Raw genomic sequence first — 14867 nt, forward strand, 5'->3', positions numbered from 1 at the left:
CAAGAAAAGGGTGCTCAGAAGGGCAGCTCTAGGTTGGGAGCGGCACTTTTCATGATGCGGCGCACCAGATCCTTGAGTTTCTCGAGCGTGGACTCGTTGATGGCCTCGAAGCGGAACGCCAGCGCAGCCTCGGAATTGGATGCGCGGATCAGTGCCCAGCCTTTATCACTCTCGAGCCGCAGGCCATCGATGGTGATGGCCTTGACGCCACTGAGACGGCTCTTGGCGTCCATGACCTGCGACATGATTTCGATTTCCTGGCCAGGGGCGACTCGTGCCAGCAGTTCCGGCGTGCCAATGGCGGAGGGCAGTTCGGCAAAAACCTCTTGTGTCGGGCGCGGGTCGATGGCCAGCACCTCGATCAGGCGCGCCGCGGCGTAGAAGGCATCATCAAAGCCGTTCCAGCGGTCGCCGAAGACGATATGTCCGCTGTATTCGCCGGCGAGCGGTGCATTGAGTTCCTCGCGTTTTTCCTTGATAAAAGCATGGCCGGATTTCCACATCACCGGCTCGCCGCCCAGGCTTTTGATCTGTTGCGCCAGCAGGCGACTGCATTTGACGTCGAAGACAATCTTGCTACCGGGCGCACGCGAGAGCAGGTCGGCGGCAAGCAGCATCAGCACGCGGTCGGTCTGTATGAGTTGTCCGGTCGAATCGACCACGCCTAGGCGGTCACCGTCGCCGTCGAAGCCAAATCCGATATCGGCACCCTGCCCGGTGACGGCGTCGATCAGATCGCGCAGATTTTCAGGCGCCGAGGGGTTGGGAAGCTCGGTGCCGGCGCGCGGGTCGGAGAGATCACAGCGCACCTCGATGACCTCGCAGCCCAGGTCGCGGAAGAGCTGTGGCGCCACCAGCGCGGGGGTGGCAAAGCCGCAGTCCACCGCCACTTTCAGTGGGCGCGCGAAGGTGATGTTCTGCTCGAGCTCATCGAAATAATCCGCCAGCACCGACTGTTCGCGGTAGCTGCCCTCGCCGCTTTGGAACTCGCCGCGCTGCAGCCGCTGTTTGAGCTTGGCAATATTGAGCGCCGTGGCCGATTTGCCCGAAAACGCGAGTTTTACTCCATTGTATTCCGCCGGATTGTGGCTCGCGGTCACCATGGCACCGGAAATGTCGCCGGCCAGTTGGGTGGCGAAATACAGCACTGGCGTCGGCACAATGCCGAGGTCAATCACATCACAACCGCTGGCGCGCAGACCTTCGGTCAGAGCTGCAGTCAGCCGCGCGCCGCTGCTGCGGTGGTCGTGTCCGACCAGGACCGCCTTACTGCCGTTTTTCTGCGACTCGGTGCCGATCGCCTGGCCAAGCAGGCGCATGAAGTCATCATTGAGTTCGGTGTCGATCAGCCCGCGAATATCATAGGGGCGGAACACGCGAGACGGGATGGTGCCCAGCACCTTTGATACATCAACCCGGACGACGCTGTCCTCCGCAAGTGCACTGGTGGAACCATCGGAGGCCGGGGCCACCTGGCTGGGCGCATTGGTGAAGTCCAGGTCCATCTCCGGACCCGCCGTGCCTATGTCGGCATGCATGGCGGAGTCATCCTCCCCAGTCATGCCCGTGCTGCCCTTTGCGGTGTGCGCCCGCTTGCGGGACATGTGCTTCATGCCTTCGTCAAGCGCGAGCAGTTCCCGCAGGCGAATGCTGCGTTTGGTTGGAACTTGCCCCAGATCAAGCTGGGCGAGGCCAGCGTTCAGTTGACCGATTTCCTTGAGCAGGCGCCTGGTCTGGATACCGCCGGCGAGCAGGAGAATGACCAGGCTGGCGGCGACCAGTGCGCCACCGGCGATCAGGTTCGGCCACAGCATGACGGTGTCAAGCAGCTCCGGCGGCTGTTGCCAGGCTAGCAGCTCAATCTCGGTTTGCGGAATTTTGGCACTTGCGGTCAGGGCGCCGGGCGGAGGCTGGAGCGCGGACTTGGGAGCGATGGTTGCTTTGGAGCGGCCGGAGCCCTGTTGAAATAGAAAATGACGGTCACGCGCAATGTCAGCATGTGGCTGGGGTAGCAGATTGAGCGGGAGTGCCACATAGATAATGCCGAGCGGAGTCTTGTCATTGTCGGACGCGACCGGACCGGCAATGGCTAGATGCGCATCCGCCGTGCCAACCTGGTGCGCTTCCAGTCGGGAAATGTCGCCGCTTGTCGCTACCTTGCGGATCAGGTCCAGGCCCGCGTAACTCAGAGACAGCTGGTCCTGATTCATAATGCGCACGCCCGAGGGGCCCGATTCCAGGCGGATGAGATGCAGCGCGATGGCCAGGGGCGCGCGCGTTTTCAAGCGCGCGGCCTCGGCGCCAAAGTCCGCCTGATCCGCGTATTCAAAGGTGGTTTGCAACTTTTGGTCAGCGGCGATTAGTTTGAGCTGCTCGCGCAGCCCCTGCTGGCGCTCTCCCAAGGCGTTGGCCAGGCTGGTGACCAATTCCCGCAGGTGTTGCTCTTGCAGCCTGCGCTCAATGCCGGATTCAAGCCAGATGGCACCAGCAAAGGCGCCACCAATGGCCATGACCAACGCAGCCGCTGCAACCACCCAATAGTGAATCAGACGCTGGGGCTGAGGAGGCTTGAGTTGCGAGGGTTTATTTCCACTAATAGTGGATTTTTTTCCAAAAGCCATGATGTCAAAGCCTGTCCGTTAGGATGTCGGGTAAGGTCGGTTCCCCGTCTGACCTCGCCATGCGAGAAAGGCGCCCCCGTGCGGAAATAGGGGAGCTTGCCGAGTTAATGCCGTCCGCTGTGTCCGAAACCCCCGCTGCCGCGGGATGATGGCGAAAAATCCTCAACGATCTCGAGCCTTGCCTGCAGCACTGGCACCAGCACCAATTGCGCGATGCGCTCGCCGATCTGAATCTCAAAGCTGTCCTGGCCCCGATTCCAGCAGGATACCAAGACTTCGCCCTGGTAGTCGGAGTCGATCAGGCCCACCAGATTGCCAAGCACAATGCCATGGCGATGACCCAGGCCCGAGCGTGGCAGGATCATCGCGGCGATGCCAGGGTCGGCGATATGGATGGCGAGCCCGGTCGGAATCAGCTCCGCCATGCCGGGGGCCAGCTTGATTGGGGCCTTGAGCATCGCGCGCAGATCGAGCCCAGCAGCGCCTTCGGTAGCATAGGCTGGCAGCGGAAAGGCATCGCCCAGGCGCTGATCGAGAATTTTGAGCTTAAGTGGATGTGACATAGCGTTGCATGAGCGCGCGGGCAATTTCGCGTGCGGCCTGGTGTTTGGGCATCAGTGGCAGTTCGCGTTGGCCGTCGCCCCAGAGCAACAGCAAGGCGTTGTCGTCGCGATCAAAACCACCCTCTGCGCCGCCAACCAGATTGGCGGCGATCATATCCAGACCTTTGTTGTTCAGCTTGGCGCGGGCGTTGGCCTCCAGTGCCTCGGTTTCGGCGGCAAATCCCAGGGTAAAGGGTGCGGGATTGCGGGCGGCGACCTCGGCCAGAATATCGGGGTTGGGTACCAGTCGCAGATCGATGTTGCCTGAGTGTTTTTTTAGCTTCCGTGATGCCTGGAGTTCCGGTCGGTAATCAGCCACCGCGGCGGCGGCGATAAAAATGTCGCACTCGCCAACGCGCTCCATCACTGCAGCATGCATCTCGGCGGCGCTTTCAACCCTGACCAGCCGCGCGAGAGGTGGCGCCGGCAATGCCGTGGGCCCGGAAACCAAAATGACCTGGGCTCCCAGTTCCGTCAACACCTGGGCCAGAGCATAGCCCATCTTTCCGGAACTGCGGTTGCCGATGAAGCGCACCGGGTCCAAAGCCTCGTGTGTCGGCCCGGCGGTGATCAGAAGCCGCACACCGGCAAAGGGCTGCTGCTGGATTCCAAGCACGGCCTCGGCGATGGCGCTGGGCTCGAGCATGCGCCCACTGCCGATCTCGCCGCAGGCCTGATCGCCGCTGTCTGGTCCGAGCAGACGCGCGCCGCGAGAGAGCAGGCGCGCGACATTCTCCCGTACCGCGGGGTGTGCCCACATCTGTTGATTCATCGCCGGTGCGATGGTCAGGGGTGCCTGACTGGCGAGCACCAGGGTTGTCAGCAGGTCATCGGCCAGTCCGTGGGCAAGGCGCGCGATCAGGTTGGCGCTGGCCGGGGCGATGATGATCAAGTCCGCCCAGCGGGCAAGCTCGATATGACCCATGCCCGCCTCGGCCGCGGAATCGAACAGTTCCAAGCGCACCGGACGACCCGCCAGGGCCTGCAGGCTGAGTGGCGAGATAAAGGCCCGCGCGTGCGCCGTCATCACTACCTGCACTTCGGCTCCGCGCTCGCGCAGACGGCGGATGAGTTCGGCGGATTTGTAGGCGGCGATGCTACCGCTGACCCCGAGCAGAATTCGCGGGCGGTCTTGGCTGGTCATGGCGTGTCGGTCGATGCGGGGCTCGGCGGGAGGTTCGGCTGGGAGCCCCTTTTGCAGCCAGGTTGGCAGCTCGGTTGGGAACTTGATGGGGGCTTGGCTGTTGATGGCATTTCGTCTACTCTTTGCGACTGTGGTGGCTTCGTGTGACCCAAACCAGGGGTAACCATGGGTTACCAGGAGGGGGCGATATGTCGATTCTTGACTGGCCGGCGGACGAGCGACCGAGGGAGAAACTGCTGGATCTCGGGGCCGAGGCGCTGACGGACGCCGAACTGCTGGCCATTTTTCTACGAACCGGGGTAGCGGGCAAGAGCGCCGTCGATCTGGCGCGGGAATTATTGACAACCCATGGTGGTCTGGTGGGTCTGTTGTCGGCGGAGCAACATGATTTTTGCTCCGCCAAGGGACTGGGAGTGGCCAAGTTTGTGCAACTGCGCGCGGTGCTGGAGATGGGCCGGCGGTATTTGCGCGAGGAGCTGGTCGAGCGCGATGCCATCACCAGTCCGGAGGTCACTCGCCGCTATCTAAAAATGCGCTTGCGCGGCTATCCCTACGAGGTGTTTGCCGGGCTCTTTCTCGATAACCGCCATCGCGTCATTCAATACCAGGAGCTCTTTCGCGGCACCATCGACGGGGCCAGCGTGCATCCGCGAGAGGTGATACGCGCGGCTATGCTGTGCAATGCCGCGGCGGTGATTTTCGCGCACAACCATCCGTCCGGTGTGGCCGAACCCAGTCAGGCCGATATTCACATTACCGAGCGGTTGCGCCAGGCACTCGACTATATCGACGTGCGCGTGCTCGATCACATCATCATTGGCGAAGGCGATGGAACCTCTTTTGCCGAGCGTGGTTTGCTTTAGGGTTTGACTGTCCCTGGTACTCCTCATAGAAGATACCAGGGTCAAATTGTTACCCAATAGGCCAAGATGCGTGTTTTTCAGATCAGTCGGGTTGTCAAATAGTAAGTGTCGTCACTCTATACGTCCCACGTGAAGCCTTAACAGCGCTGCTGGCGTAGTGAAACGCGCGCCTAAGGCAATCGCTGGTCGATGACCACTTCTACCGGCGCTTGGACAGCGCTGACGGTGACGGGGCCGGTCTCACCCTGCAGGTCTCCTGGCATGGGCATGGCCTGGCCGCCGAGGGAGATGCGCGCGCCCAGGATGACCTCGGGGAAGTTCGAGAGGGTCATTGCCGGGTTCATGGCCATGCTGTCGTCCAGTGTCAGGGTGGCGGGCAGGTCGCCAACGCGCAGGCGCTGCGCGGCCAGGGGCATGGGCGGACCAGCGGCGGCCTTGGCGTAGACGAAGACCACGGCAGCTGGTGGTGCCTGATCGGCCAGCTCCGCTGTGACCGAGATGCTGACTTGAATGCGCGCACCAGGCGCGGCGGTGGAGTCGGTCGCGAGGGATGATTGCGCCGACGCGCTGGTTGTGCCGGTCTCCCCTTGGCCCTTTGGCGTGATGACGCTCTCCTGGGGCTTGGCCGCTGCCGTTTGCGCCTGTGCGTCTTCCTCGGGCTTGGTCGCAGGCGACTCGCTCCTAGCCGAGGCTTGGTCGGAGGCCTGGTCGGAGGCCTGGTCGGAGGCAGGTGCCGTCACCACGCCACCGCGTTTGCGTGCTTCCTCGATCAAGCCGCGCAGATCCTCGGCATCGTCGCTGCCAGGGTCGATTTGATTGAGTATGCGCTGCCAGGACTGGATGGCGGCACTGTACTGGCCGCGCTGAAAGGACAGCATGCCGGTGAGCCAGCGGGCGTTGATGTGGTTGGGGTCGGCGGCAAGCACCTCGCTGATGAGCGCGGCGGGTTGACCTTCCAGGCTGTTATTGTTGTTGGCGGCCAGTGCCTCGGCGTAGGTGAGTTTGACATCCAGGTCATTGGGATCGAGTGCATAGGCGCGTTCCAGTGACTTCAAGGCGGCCGGGGCATTGCCTAGCGCGAAGTAGGTGCGCCCGAGCATCATCCAGCCCTCGATGTCCCCTGGATTCTGCTCCATGCGCGCGGCCAGGCGATTGGCCAACTCATCAAGTGGCGGCATCTCGCCATTGCCGCCATGCCCGGGAATGCCCTGGCTGGCGGCGCCGGCGTCGGCCAGGCGCGGGATAATCTCGGGCGTGCCGGTTGTTTGGTAGAGCGCCACCGCCAGCGCGGGAATGGTCAGCGCCAGCAGTGGCAGCAGCCAGCGCCCACGGGTGCCGTGCTCGGTGGCCGAGGCGCCGGCGTCGTCCAGGTCATGCAGGAGTTCGCGCTCCAGTTCCTGGCGCGCGCTCTGGTGCTGCTCGGGGTCAATTTTACCGTTGGCCAGGTCGACATCAAGCTCGGCCAGTTGCTGGCGGAACAGACCGAGATTGACCGCGTCTTGTGTGGGTGGCGCGTCCTTGGCTTGGTCGGCATGGGGGGTTCGCGCGCGCCATAGGGGCAAGAGCACAAAGAAAGCCGCCAGCAGCATCAGACCGCCGGCCAGAGTCCAGAACAGGGTCATGCGGATTTATCCTCACTGCCAGCTTGGGTATTCAGCAGTTGTTGCAGGCGCTGTTGTTCGCTTTCAGACAGGGTCGAGGGCGCTCCGCCGCGGCTGCGCATCAGGGAGCGCACCATGAAAAAAGCCGCGATGCCAATGAGCACGAAGGGGCCGAACCAGAGCACATAGGTTGAGGGTTTGAGGGGCGGGTCGTAGAGCACGAAGTCGCCGTAACGATCAGTCAGGAAGACCAGGATTTCTTCTTTGGACTGGCCCTCGCGCATCATGCCGTAGACTTCCTCGCGCAGGTCCTGGGCCAGTTCGGCCTGGGAGCCTTCCAGGGATTCGTTCTGGCATACCAGGCAGCGCAGCTTGCTGATCAGGTCGCGGAATTCTTCTTCTTGCCCGGGTGTGTCGAATTTGAATTCATCCAGGGTAAAGGCGCTGGCCGAGGTGGCCAGGACCAGAAAGGACATGAGCGACGCCGTCAGCAAGGCCATGAGCAAGGGTGGTCGCGGCACGGAGAGCGGCCGTGGCTGGGTGAAAGGGCTTTGCGCGGACATCTCAGCTCTCCTTGCCTGGTTGTTCGGCGTTGAGTTTTTCGATCAGGGGCGCGAGCACCCGCTCCCAGGTGGGCGGATCGATGGGGCCGATGTGCTTGTGGCGAATGATGCCCTGGCGATCCACCACAAAGGTCTCGGGAGCGCCATAGATGCCCCAGTCAATTCCGTATTCGTTGTCCGGGTCATGGGCGATGCGCTTGTAGGGGTTGCCGGTCATGCGGATCACGGTGGTGGCATCGGTTTTGTCGTCCTTCCAGTTCAGTCCGATGATCTGGAAATCGTCGCGCCCGGCGAGTTCCATCAGTATGCCGTGTTCGGCACGACAGGCGTTGCACCAGGAGGCCCAGACATTGATCAGCGAAATCTGGCCGTCGAGATCGGCATTGGAGACCGTGCGCGAGGGGTCGAGCAGGTCCGGCAGCTTGAATTCAGGCGCGGCTTTGCCGACCAGCGGCGAGGGCACTTCGCGCGGATCCTGGCCCAGGCCAAACAGCAGCAAGCCGGCGAGCGCGCCGAAGATGATCAGCGGCACCAGAAAGCGCAGCTTGGAGTTGGAGGGCGTTGTTTTGTCGTCAGTCATCTTAATTCCCAAGGATTGAGAAGCGCGTGCGGAGAAGCGCGGAGCGGGCGAAGGGGGGGCGTCTGACCCACCGCGGTTCACTCGCTCCGATCATTAGCATTGCTTTAGGTGGGCTTTCAGGCGGGCTTTCAGGTGGCCATGGCCGGAGCCCCGGTCGCGGTTGCGCTCGGCGCCTTGACCTGGACGCGCGCGGCACGGTAGCGCGGATCCGTCACCGCCAGCAGGCCACCGATGGCCATGAAGATGGCGCCCAGCCAGATCCAGCGCACATAGGGCTTGTAGTAGAGCCGCAGTGCCCAGTCGCCGCCGCCCACGTGCTCGCCCAGGGAGACATAGATATCGCGTAGGAAGCCGGCATCGATGGCCGCCTCTGTCATCGGCATGCCACCACCAAGGTAGGCGCGCTTTTCCGGGAACAGCTCGGCGATTCTCTTCTCGCCCCGATAGACGATGAAATGCCCCTGATCCGCCTTGTAGTTGGGGCCATCCACCGGCTTGGCGCCCTGGAATTCAAAACGATAACCGGCGATATAATCGGAATCGCCCGGAGACATGCGCACGTCATGCTCGACGTCGAAGGTGGAAACCATGGTAATGCCGACGATCAGCACCGCCACGCCGAGATGGGCGATCAGCATGCCATGGAAGCTCCGTCCGGCGCCGCGCAGATCGTTGGCGATGGCGGCCTTGAGGCCACCGGGGCGGTTTTTCAGTCGCTCGCGCAGGGCCGTCAGGTGGGAGAAGAGCAGCCAGGCGGCCAGCCCGAGCCCAATGGTGACCCACAGGTGGCTGGCGGCGAACTCAGCGTTGGCGACCCAGAACATTGCGGCGACCGTCAGCACCATGGCTGGCCACAGTTTGCCCAGCAGTCGCAGCGGCTCGTCATGCTTCCAGCGTACCAGCGGACCAATGCCGAGCAGTAGCGCCATGAAAGGCGCCAGGGCCACGAACATCTTGTTAAACCAGGGGAAGCCGACGGAAATCTTGCCCCAGCCAAAGGCCTCGTAGATGAGCGGCGCCAGGGTGCCGAACAACACCAGAATGGTGAAGGCCGAAAACAGCAGGTTGTTCATTAGCAGGGAACTCTCGCGCGAGAGCAGATCGAAGTTTCCGCCCGAGGAAACACTGGGCGCGCGCCAGGCGTAGAGTGCCAGGGAGCCGCCGATGACAATGCATAAAAACAGCAGAATAAAGGCGCCGCGCGCCGGGTCGGTGGCGAAGGCGTGCACCGAGGTCAGAACGCCCGAGCGCACCAGGAAGGTTCCGAGCAGGCTGAGCGAGAAGGCGGAGATGGCGAGCAGCACCGTCCAACTCTTGAAAGCGGCGCGCTTTTCGGTCACGGCAAGGGAGTGCATCAGCGCTGTGCCGATGAGCCAGGGCATTAATGATGCGTTTTCGACCGGATCCCAGAACCACCAGCCGCCCCAGCCGAGTTCGTAGTAAGCCCACCAGGAGCCGAGCGCGATGCCGATGGTGAGGAAAATCCAGGCCACCGTGGTCCAGGGCCGCGACCAGCGCGCCCAGGCGGCGTCAAGCTTGCCGCCAATGAGCGCGGCGATGGCGAAGGAGAATGCGACCGAGAAGCCGACATAGCCCATGTACAGCATGGGCGGATGGATGGCGAGGCCGAAGTCCTGCAGCAGGGGGTTGAGATCGCGGCCCTCGGGCGGCACCGGGAACAGGCGGTCGAAGGGATTGGATGTCAGCAGGGTGAAGAGCAGAAAGCCAATGGTCACCATGCCCTGGACGGAGATAACGCGCGCGATCATGGCCAGCGGCAGATTGCGGCTGTAGTAGGCGACGGCCGCGCCCCAGCCAGCCATCATCAGCACCCATAACAGCAGCGAGCCTTCATGCGCGCCCCAGACCGCCGAGATTTTGTAAATGGTCGGCAGCAGGGTGTTGGAATTGGTGGCGACATAGGTGACCGAGAAATCGCTCACCAGAAAGGCTTGGACCAGGCATAGAAAGGAGATGGCGATGAAGGTCAGTTGCCCGTAGGCCAAAGGCCGGGCCAGCGTCATCCAGTGACGGTTGCCATTGAAGGACCCCGCTAGGGGGACGACGGCCTGCGCCAAGGCAAAGCAAAGCGCGACTATGAGTGCGAAATGGCCTAGCTCGGGGATCATTGAGTGACTGACTCCACCACGCCATCGACGTGAGCGGCCTGCAGGGTATTGGCCACCTCGGGTGGCATGTAGGATTCATCATGCTTGGCAAGCACTTCCTCGGCCATGAAGACACCACCCGGCCCCATGCGTCCCCTGGCCACCACGCCCTGACCCTCGCTAAACAAGTCGGGCAGGATGCCGGTGTAGCTGACTGGCACCACGGCGGCATTGTCCGTCACGTCAAACTTCAGAGTGAGCCCGTCCGGCTGGCGCCGCAGACTGTTCTCAACCACCAAACCGCCGACACGAAAGACGGCATCGGTGGGATGTTCGTTCGCCATCACCTGGGTGGGACTGAAGAAATAGGAAATATTGCTGCGCAGCGCGCTGATGGCAAGTCCGGCGGCCAGGCTGACGCCGACCACGGCAACGGCCACGAACAGGATGCGTTTTTGTCTGGCTTTCATCCTCGATCCTCAAAAAGGGGGTTCCGCCGAACCGGCTTGTCCGGCGGCAAGAAGTCCACGTTAATGTTTGGGTTCCCCGGGCGTCTGATCGCGCCCACGTACCCAGCGACCAAGACGGGCGAGCAAAGTTCGCCGATTAAGCATCAGCGCGATCACTTCCGCCGCCATCAGCGCGAAGGTCATGCCGTAGGCGCCCCAGACGAAAAAGGCGTAACCGCCCTGGTTCAGAAAGCTTGTCATTGCTTGGGTTCCCCTTGCAGCAGACCCTGGACCCAGGCACTGTCCTTCTCGCGCAGCAGAATAATGTCGCGCAAGCGCGCGAAAGCCACGGCGAAGGAATAGCTCCAGAAACCCAGGGTCACGCCCAGCATGGGCCAGCGGATGCTCGGATGAATCGAGCCCGGCGCGGAGCGCTGGTGCAGCGCCGCGCATTGGGTTGGGTCCGGGCAATTGATCGACCAGTAGATCACCGGCAGCATCACCAGTCCGACAATCGCCAGCAGCGCGGCGGCGCGATCAGCGCGGCGGGTGTCATCGATGGCCGAATGCAGGGCGATGTAGCCAATATAAAGGAAAAACAAAATCAGCTCGGAGGTCAGGCGCGGGTCCCAGTCCCAGTAGGTGCCCCAGCTTGGCCGACCCCAGAAAGCGCCAGTCCACAAAGCAATAAAGGTGAAGATTGCCCCGGTCGGCGCGACCGCCTTGGCCATCATAAAGCTCAGCCGGGTGTTGAAGACCAACCCAATGGCCGACCAGCCAGCCAGGACCAGATAGAGCCACATGGACATCCAGGCGCCGGCGACATGGATGTAAATGATGCGGTAATACTCTTTTTGCGGATTACTGCCGCCGAGCTGATCGGCGGTGCCGAGAAAGCCCCATAGCAGGGAGAGAACCACCAGCACGGCAGCGACGCCCGCGAACCATGGAATCATCCGGCCGGCAAGCGGATAGAAAGCGGCCGGAGAAGCGTATTTGAACCAATTGATGTTCATACGGATGAGGGTCTTCGTTTGTTCACTCCACCGAGATCCGCAGCGCCGCCGCCGCGGCCCAAGGACCCAACAACAGCGCCAGCAGCAGCAGGGCACCAAGCAACATCAGATAAGGCTCGGCATCGGCCAGCGCAATGGCGCTCACGGTCACCGCCCCCTCGCCATAGATCAGGATCGGGATGTAGAGGGGTAAAATCAGCAGCGACAGCAGGATTCCACCCCCGCGCAGGCCGAGCGTGAGGGCCGCGCCTATGGCCCCGATCAGCCCCAGCGTCGGGGTGCCGAGGAGCAAGGATGCCATCATGATCAGCATTTGACTATCCTGCAAATGATACTGCATCGCAATCAGCGGGGCGATCAGCACCAAGGGCAGGCCGGTTAGCAGCCAGTGGGCCAACACTTTCGCCAGCACCAGTAGCCCGAGCGGCTGGGGGGTCAGTAGCATTTGCTCCAGGGTGCCATCCTCATGGTCGGCCGCGAACAGCCGCTCCAGCGCCAGCATGGAGGCCAGCAGCGCCGCCACCCAGACCACGCCCGGCCCGAGTTCGCGCAGCAGGGCGCGTTCGCTGCCCACGCCGAGCGGGAAAAGGCTGACGACGATCAGAAAGAAAAACAGCACTGTCAGGACATCGGTGCGCCGGCGCAGCGCCAGTGTCAGGTCGCGGCCGAGGATGGAGATGAAGGTGCCTAGCATGCTGGCTCCATGATAGTGGCCGCCGGGTCCGGGCCAGGCATCAGGGCCGGGACCAGGCTTGGCACCAGGCTTGGCGTGGTCGCGTCCAGATTCAAATTCAATTGTTGTCCGACCGCCAGTGTCAGCGCCTGATGGGTGGTCAGTACCACGAGCCCGCCGTCTTCGACATGGACGCGGATCAGTTCATCAAGCAAGGCCACCGCGCCCAGGTCCAGCGCGCTAAAGGGCTCATCGAGAATCCACAGCGGGGCCTTGCTCAACAACAGCCGCGCCAGGGCGACGCGCTTTTTTTGTCCCTGCGACAGCATGCGGCAGGGTAGATCCTCAAAGCCGCCGAGACCGATGCGCGCAAGCGCCCCGGCAATGGCGCCATCGCTTGCGGGTTGTCCGCTCAGGCGGCAGGCAATGCGCAGATTCTCAAGACCCGTCAAGTCCCCTTTGATGCCGTTGAGGTGCCCCAGGTAGAGTAAATCGCGATAATAGTCCTCGGCCAGACGCTCGATCGGCTCGCCGTGCCAGCGAATCTGCCCGGCATCCGGATGCAGCAGCCCGCACAACGCGCGCAACAGGGTGGTCTTGCCGCTGCCGTTCGACCCCTGCAAGTGCAGCAGTTGCCCAGGGGCCAGTTGAAGGTCGAGCGCGCTGAACAAACAACGCTCGCCACGCCGGCAGCTGAGTGCGGAAACCTCAAGCATGATGGGGAAGAGACACTCCTTGCGATGCGATGGCGCCTGGGATCCATGCGGGATGCATCCGCGGCGGGCCATGAACCTTAACCGCTGTGGCGGCTTTCGACAACCGCGGCGGTTGGCGGGGGCGGCCTTGGCCGCTATCGCCAGGCGACCCTAATTATCGTTTTTGTCACCAGAGATCACCATGACCCAGTTTTACCTTCTGCTGGCTCTCGTCGCGCTGGCTTTGATCAACTTGCTGCTGAGCCTGGCTTCAAAAGGTCGTTCAACCGGCGGCGCACGCGGCTCCAAGGTGACGATCAAGCGACGCCGGCCGATGTTGAACGCGCTTGAAGCCCGCAGCCTTCGGTTGCTCGAGCAACTGCTCGGCACGCAGCGTCGGGTTCAGGCGCAAGTACCCCTGTATCGGCTCATTGGTCCGTCTCCCAAGGTGGGCGTGCGCCGTGCCAGGCAATGGCGCGCCGAGGTCGCGGATCTCAGCGCCGATCTGGCGGTGTTGTCAGCCGATGGCACTGAACCACTGTGCGCGATTCTCCTGACCGCCAGCGGCAAGCAGGCGCGTCGGGTGCGCCGCGAGCAGGCGCGGGTTCAAAGTCTATGTCGACAGGCGGATCTGCCGGTTCTGACCCTCTCCGGCAGCGAGCAGGACGCGCCCGAGACACTCAAAGCGCGTCTGGAAGAGCTGATCTGGCCGCTGGAAGAGTCCCTGGTCTCAAGTCACCCCGTCGCCAGCGAGGACGAAGACGCCCTGCTGGCCGCTCTGGCCGCCGCGATGCGGGATCGCAGTGTCGCTCAACGACCATCCAGGCGTTAATGAGCCTTCAGCATTTGCTTCGCTATCGCGCATTTGCAAATCGACCTGGGGTCATCAGCGTGGCGAAAGCCTTTCATTCATTCATCGTCAAAGGGGTTGAGAAGTCGCGCACCGCTGCGTCTCATGTCCTGAAGATTTCTGGTCACCAAGATCAAATCATGCTCCAGAGCGGTGGCGGCAAGCAGCGCATCGATTGCTGGCATCGGGTCGGGGATACCGAGGTGTCCCCAGCGTTCGGCAACCGCGCTGGAGACAGGAAGAATCCGCCCCGCCATCGCGACCTTCAGTCGTTCCAGCCGCTGCTCCAATCGTTGCGCCTGATGGGTATCCCGGCGACGCAGTCGCTCAATGCCACGACGGACCTCTCCAATCACCAGTGTGGATAAGTATAAATCTTCGGCACGAACCCCCTCATACCAATGCTGAACGCGCGCATGGGCGCGCTGACCCTTTTGCAGTTCGGACCAGACATTGGTGTCGATCAGATATCCCATGAAGGCTCGATCCGGCCCGTATCGACAGAGCGCTCCAAATCCTGGTCAGTCAGCCCTTCGGTAGCGCTGGCAAACAGGGTTTTTAGGTCAGTCTCCACGCTCGCGGGCGGTTCCCACAGCAGCAGCACGCGCAGTTGCACGCCGTCTGGAACTCCGGCGGGAACTTCAATCAGCCGCCGCGTTGGGAGTGCGCTGAATTCAATTGCCTTCATAGGGTTTTTTCCTGCGCTTTGCTGGCGGGAATATCGGTGCGGCACAGCCGCCGTTAACCAACCGCATTGGTGGCCCGACTCGGGTCAAGCCAGATCTGGCCCTGATCAATGACCACGGTAAAGGTGGCGATGGGTTGATCGGCCGGCTCGTTCAGTGGCTCGCCGGTTTTCAGGCTGAAGCGGCTGCCATGCAGCGAACATTTAATGCGATCACCGTCCAGGCAGCCGTAGGACAGCGGATAGTCCTCATGGCTGCACAAGTCTTCAACAGCATAGAGATCATCGCCGACCAGGGCGATCAGAAAGGCGCGGCCCTCGGCCTCGACCTTCAGGAAGCGACCGGGTTCGAGATCCTCGGCATTGGCCACGGCAATATAGGGCGCTTGCATCTTGTCAGTTCCTCCTGGGTTCACT

17 protein-coding genes are annotated in these 14867 nt (G+C 62.4%); 2 read left to right on the forward strand and 15 right to left on the reverse strand.

Annotated elements, in window-relative coordinates:
* Window positions 1-14: 14 nt before the first annotated feature.
* The 3 genes from Thiowin_RS05645 to coaBC form a co-directional block, all read right to left on the reverse strand.
* Window positions 15-2621 (reverse strand): phosphomannomutase/phosphoglucomutase, encoded by a 2607-nt coding sequence (locus Thiowin_RS05645; protein WP_328986760.1) that lies wholly within the window; start codon window positions 2619-2621, stop codon window positions 15-17.
* A gap of 104 nt (window positions 2622-2725) precedes the next feature.
* Window positions 2726-3184, reverse strand: a complete 459-nt coding sequence (gene dut, locus Thiowin_RS05650; protein ID WP_328986761.1) for a dUTP diphosphatase — start codon at window positions 3182-3184, stop codon at window positions 2726-2728.
* Window positions 3168-4367, reverse strand: a complete 1200-nt coding sequence (gene coaBC / locus Thiowin_RS05655) for a bifunctional phosphopantothenoylcysteine decarboxylase/phosphopantothenate--cysteine ligase CoaBC (protein ID WP_328986762.1) — start codon at window positions 4365-4367, stop codon at window positions 3168-3170. Before coaBC ends, dut begins: the two co-directional genes overlap by 17 nt.
* A 188-nt stretch (window positions 4368-4555) precedes the next feature.
* On the opposite strand from coaBC, the gene radC reads away from it, so the two are divergent.
* Window positions 4556-5230: a RadC family protein gene (radC, locus tag Thiowin_RS05660; RefSeq protein ID WP_328986763.1), complete on the forward strand. Its 675-nt coding sequence runs from the start codon at window positions 4556-4558 to the stop codon at window positions 5228-5230.
* A 170-nt stretch (window positions 5231-5400) separates the two neighbouring features.
* On the opposite strand, the gene ccmI is transcribed toward radC, so the two are convergent.
* The 9 genes from ccmI to ccmA form a co-directional block, all read right to left on the reverse strand.
* The gene (ccmI, locus tag Thiowin_RS05665; protein ID WP_328986764.1) at window positions 5401-6852 is read right to left on the reverse strand and encodes a c-type cytochrome biogenesis protein CcmI; all 1452 of its coding nucleotides are present in this window, start codon (window positions 6850-6852) and stop codon (window positions 5401-5403) included.
* On the reverse strand, window positions 6849-7331 hold the full coding sequence (locus Thiowin_RS05670) for a cytochrome c-type biogenesis protein (RefSeq protein WP_328988014.1): 483 nt from the start codon (window positions 7329-7331) through the stop codon (window positions 6849-6851). The genes ccmI and Thiowin_RS05670 overlap by 4 nt, the downstream gene beginning before the upstream one ends.
* Before the next feature lie 64 nt (window positions 7332-7395).
* Window positions 7396-7974, reverse strand: coding sequence for a DsbE family thiol:disulfide interchange protein (locus Thiowin_RS05675; protein ID WP_328986765.1), 579 nt, complete (start codon window positions 7972-7974; stop codon window positions 7396-7398).
* Between the two features lie 128 nt (window positions 7975-8102).
* A complete protein-coding gene (locus tag Thiowin_RS05680; protein WP_328986766.1) occupies window positions 8103-10103 on the reverse strand; it encodes a heme lyase CcmF/NrfE family subunit in 2001 nt (666 codons plus the stop codon).
* On the reverse strand, window positions 10100-10552 hold the full coding sequence (gene ccmE / locus Thiowin_RS05685; protein WP_328986767.1) for a cytochrome c maturation protein CcmE: 453 nt from the start codon (window positions 10550-10552) through the stop codon (window positions 10100-10102). The genes Thiowin_RS05680 and ccmE overlap by 4 nt, the downstream gene beginning before the upstream one ends.
* 60 nt (window positions 10553-10612) lie before the next feature.
* Entirely contained in the window at window positions 10613-10792 is a 180-nt protein-coding gene (gene ccmD / locus Thiowin_RS05690; RefSeq protein WP_328986769.1) for a heme exporter protein CcmD, read from the reverse strand.
* Window positions 10789-11547: a cytochrome c biogenesis protein CcsA gene (ccsA, locus tag Thiowin_RS05695; RefSeq protein ID WP_328986770.1), complete on the reverse strand. Its 759-nt coding sequence runs from the start codon at window positions 11545-11547 to the stop codon at window positions 10789-10791. Before ccsA ends, ccmD begins: the two co-directional genes overlap by 4 nt.
* Window positions 11548-11569: 22 nt before the next feature.
* Window positions 11570-12241 (reverse strand): heme exporter protein CcmB, encoded by a 672-nt coding sequence (gene ccmB / locus Thiowin_RS05700; RefSeq protein ID WP_328986771.1) that lies wholly within the window; start codon window positions 12239-12241, stop codon window positions 11570-11572.
* The gene (gene ccmA / locus Thiowin_RS05705; RefSeq protein ID WP_328986772.1) at window positions 12235-12936 is read right to left on the reverse strand and encodes a cytochrome c biogenesis heme-transporting ATPase CcmA; all 702 of its coding nucleotides are present in this window, start codon (window positions 12934-12936) and stop codon (window positions 12235-12237) included. The genes ccmB and ccmA overlap by 7 nt, the downstream gene beginning before the upstream one ends.
* A gap of 181 nt (window positions 12937-13117) precedes the next feature.
* On the opposite strand from ccmA, the gene Thiowin_RS05710 reads away from it, so the two are divergent.
* Entirely contained in the window at window positions 13118-13747 is a 630-nt protein-coding gene (locus Thiowin_RS05710) for a DUF2726 domain-containing protein (RefSeq protein ID WP_328986773.1), read from the forward strand.
* Window positions 13748-13824: 77 nt separating this feature from the next.
* On the opposite strand, the gene Thiowin_RS05715 is transcribed toward Thiowin_RS05710, so the two are convergent.
* From Thiowin_RS05715 to Thiowin_RS05725, 3 genes are read right to left on the reverse strand one after another with little or no spacing between them, the layout of a single operon-like run.
* Entirely contained in the window at window positions 13825-14241 is a 417-nt protein-coding gene (locus Thiowin_RS05715) for a type II toxin-antitoxin system VapC family toxin (protein ID WP_328986774.1), read from the reverse strand.
* Window positions 14229-14453 carry a hypothetical protein gene (locus Thiowin_RS05720; protein ID WP_328986776.1) on the reverse strand — a complete coding sequence of 75 codons (225 nt, stop codon included), beginning with the start codon at window positions 14451-14453 and terminating at the stop codon, window positions 14229-14231. Before Thiowin_RS05720 ends, Thiowin_RS05715 begins: the two co-directional genes overlap by 13 nt.
* A gap of 53 nt (window positions 14454-14506) precedes the next feature.
* Window positions 14507-14842, reverse strand: coding sequence for a non-heme iron oxygenase ferredoxin subunit (locus Thiowin_RS05725; RefSeq protein WP_328986777.1), 336 nt, complete (start codon window positions 14840-14842; stop codon window positions 14507-14509).
* Between the last annotated feature and the right edge of the window lie 25 nt (window positions 14843-14867).

Source organism: Thiorhodovibrio winogradskyi (genome assembly GCF_036208045.1).
Lineage (GTDB): Bacteria > Pseudomonadota > Gammaproteobacteria > Chromatiales > Chromatiaceae > Thiorhodovibrio > Thiorhodovibrio winogradskyi.